The organism is Moorena sp. SIO4G3, assembly GCF_010692305.1.
GTDB lineage: Bacteria > Cyanobacteriota > Cyanobacteriia > Cyanobacteriales > Coleofasciculaceae > Moorena > Moorena producens_A.
Genome location: NZ_JAAHIG010000620.1, coordinates 1 through 3,017, shown reverse-complemented (window position 1 = coordinate 3,017; position 3,017 = coordinate 1). Strand labels below are relative to the sequence as shown.

Annotated in this window: 3 protein-coding genes; 2 read left to right on the top strand and 1 reads right to left on the bottom strand. The window is 42.9% G+C overall.

Features of this window, described 5'->3' with window-relative positions; all coding sequences use genetic code 11:
* Nucleotides 1-509, bottom strand: a 509-nt coding sequence (locus F6J99_RS43770; protein WP_293123406.1) for a hypothetical protein, incomplete at its 3' end; no start/stop codon positions are given.
* 305 nt (nt 510-814) lie between these two features.
* On the opposite strand from F6J99_RS43770, the gene F6J99_RS43765 reads away from it, so the two are divergent.
* Together F6J99_RS43765 and F6J99_RS43760 are read left to right on the top strand one after the other, a co-directional pair.
* Entirely contained in the window at nt 815-2,461 is a 1,647-nt protein-coding gene (locus tag F6J99_RS43765) for a tetratricopeptide repeat protein (RefSeq protein WP_293123403.1), read from the top strand.
* A gap of 72 nt (nt 2,462-2,533) precedes the next feature.
* A complete protein-coding gene (locus F6J99_RS43760) occupies nt 2,534-2,803 on the top strand; it encodes a hypothetical protein (RefSeq protein ID WP_293123400.1) in 270 nt (89 codons plus the stop codon).
* The last annotated feature ends 214 nt before the right edge of the window (nt 2,804-3,017 follow it).

Genomic DNA, 3,017 nt, shown 5'->3' with positions numbered 1-3,017 from the left:
CCAGCCCACTCATTGCCATCAAAAACGTTATACCAGAGCCAGCCACTATCCCCTCGTCCTTGGTGGAACACATAGAGGAGGTCATTGTATACTACTGCTGATGGACTAGAGGTAATTCCGGTTTTAGGTACCTCTTGATCCCCAGCCCACTCATTGCCATCAAAAACGTTATACCAGAGCCAGCCACTATCCCCTCGTCCTTGGTGGAACACATAGAGAAGGTCATTGTATACTACTGCTGATGGGCCAGCACTTATACCAGTATTACCAATTTCTTGATCTCCAGCCCACTCATTGCCATCAAAAACGTTATACCAGAGCCAGCCACTATCTCCCCGTCCTTGGTGGAAGACATAGAGAAGGTCATTGTATACTACTGCTGATGGATCTCCTGTCATCCCAGTTTTATGAACTTTTTGATCTCCAAGCCACTCATTGCCATCAAAAACGTTATACCAGAGCCAGCCACTATCTCCTCGCCCCTGATGAAATACGTAGATGTTGCTCATTGTTTGTTCCCTAATTTGTCTCTAGTTAATCATACTAGTACCACAATACACCTATAAACATTCTAGAAATAGCCTGGGGTACGGCAGGGCATCTCGGAACCTGGATTGACCGTAGTTCAAGCTAATTAACTCTATAGCGAGACAGACTGTACTAGTTGCTCCCGTCCTGTGTTAAAGAAAAAGTAAATAATAGTCTTAAAAACCATCATCACTAATAAACTCCTAAAAAAGGGGGTGCAGACATTACTACCATCGTGATAGTAATAAAGTTACTTACCCCCTAGAAAATAGGGAGGTTACTAGCAATGGCAAGTAAAAAGAAAACCGGCTTGAGTAAACGTAGTGGTTTTGGAATTAAAAGCTTAATGCCGGAACTTCGCAAGGCAGAAGCTTTGATAATCAAGCAAAAATGGGAAAAAGCCCAGGTGGTTCTGGAGAATTTGAGTGATAACTACCCCCATAATGCAGATGTTCTCTCCCATTTAGTAAATGTCTGTTATGAATTAAAGGATTTACCGGCTTATGAACGTGCTTGCGAAATGCTGGTAAAAGTAGACCCTAAAAATGCAGATGCAGCATATGGCCTGGCGGGAGGTCACTATGCTAACCTGCATCCAATACTTGCCCTGGAAGCCTTTCAAAATGCTGTGAGTCGTTTTCCCAACCATGATTTGGCGGATGATGCCCGCGAAGCCATCGCAGACTTAGATTCTAAGGTGGATGAACTCTTGGCTGAAATGAATTTAACGCGCTCCAATGGTTGGGAGATTGCGGTATTAAACGAACGCGCTCAAGCTTATTTCATCCAAGGGAAATATGAACAAGCAAAATTGGCCAATGAAGAGTTACTTCGACTACGACCTGATTTTGTTTTTTCTTACAATAACTTGAGCTTGATTAGCTTTACCTTGGGGGATAATGATAAAGCAATCGCCTATTGCCAAAAAGTCCTGGAAATTCAACCAGACAATATCCATGCCCTTGGGAACCTGACTCGCTACCATATTCTCAATGGTGATATGGAAGAAGCAGAAAGTACTTGTGAAAGATTGATCAATTCCCAAGCTAAGGGCTGGGACGTGTGGACAAAGAAAGTGGAAGCCCTCTCGTACTTTGGTGACGACCAAGGAATTTTGCAAGTTTTTGAGCAAGCTAAAGCTTCAGGAGAATTCTCAGGAACGTCGTTTAGCGGGTTGTTTTCGCACCTGGTAGCAGTAGCACTAACACGTCAGGGACGTATAGATGAAGCCCGTAAATTATGGTTGAAAACCCCTGAAGGCACCGAAGGGTCAAAATTAGCACAGGCAAACCTGGAAGACTTGAAGAAACCAATTGGTGAACGTCACGCACCTTGGGCATTCCCCTTGAGTTGCTGGTTAACACAAAAGACAATAAAAGACCTATCAGCTTTGGCAGATTCCCACTCCAAAAAAAAGGGTCAACAGCTTTTAGTCAAAACCACCGAGGATTATTTTGATTCACATCCCCAGATTAACACTCTTATACCCATACTACTGGAAAGAGGAGACCCCCAAGGAAGAGAATTTGCTTTTCGCTTTGCTACTTTGGGCAAAACTCCGGAAATGCTAGTAGCACTGCGGGACTTTGCCATCAGCCAGCATGGTCCTGATGCCATGCGTTATGAAGCTGCGATAACGGTGTCTGAAGCCAAACTGTTGCCCCAAGAAGGTGTAAAAATGTGGTTTCAAGGTGAATTGCAAGAGGTTAACCTAATCTCCTATGAGCTTCACGACGAGCCAACTGTGCCGAATCATTCCCGTAAAGTTAAAACTCTGGGGGCTAAAGCTATATCGTTGATGACAAAAGGAGGAGTAGAAAAAGCGGTAGAGGCAGAAAAAATACTGCAAAAAGCTTTGGAAATAGAACCCGAATCACCCGATTTAATCAATAACTTAGCTGGTACCTATCAAATGCAAGGACGCACAGAATAAGCCTACAACCTTTTGTCAGAACTATCATCAAACTATCATGATTATCTATTTCCAATCATATCTCTGGCAAGGTTGAAAATCAAAAAAGGAGAAATTGCAGAAGCAGAAGCTTTGCTCAAGCCTCTAATATCTCGCAAGCGCTTTCAGTTTTCGGAGTTTAGTAATTTTTGCACTGCTCAAATTGAATTATTCATGGCGAAAAAAGACAAAGATAGCGCTCGTAAGTGGTTACAAATGTGGGAGAATTTAGACCCAGAAAACCCTGACTTGCTGCCATGGAAACTTAAGTTAGATGGGGATAATTTGTTGAATAAGTTGAAGTCGATGGTGAGTGGCTGGTAATTTAGTGGTTTGACACTCCCCGCCCTATAAGAGCAATTATATGACTTAATCAGGTACAAAGCGATCCCCCTAAATCCCCCTTAACAAGCAGGGCTGTTTCATTTTCAGGAATAAATTGTCTTTTTCTACGGGTGAAAGGGAGCTGGGGTGCTGGGGAGAGGTTTTTTTTCAGGTTAAAAATAACTTTTTATTAGCTTTAATCCCCCCTATCTCC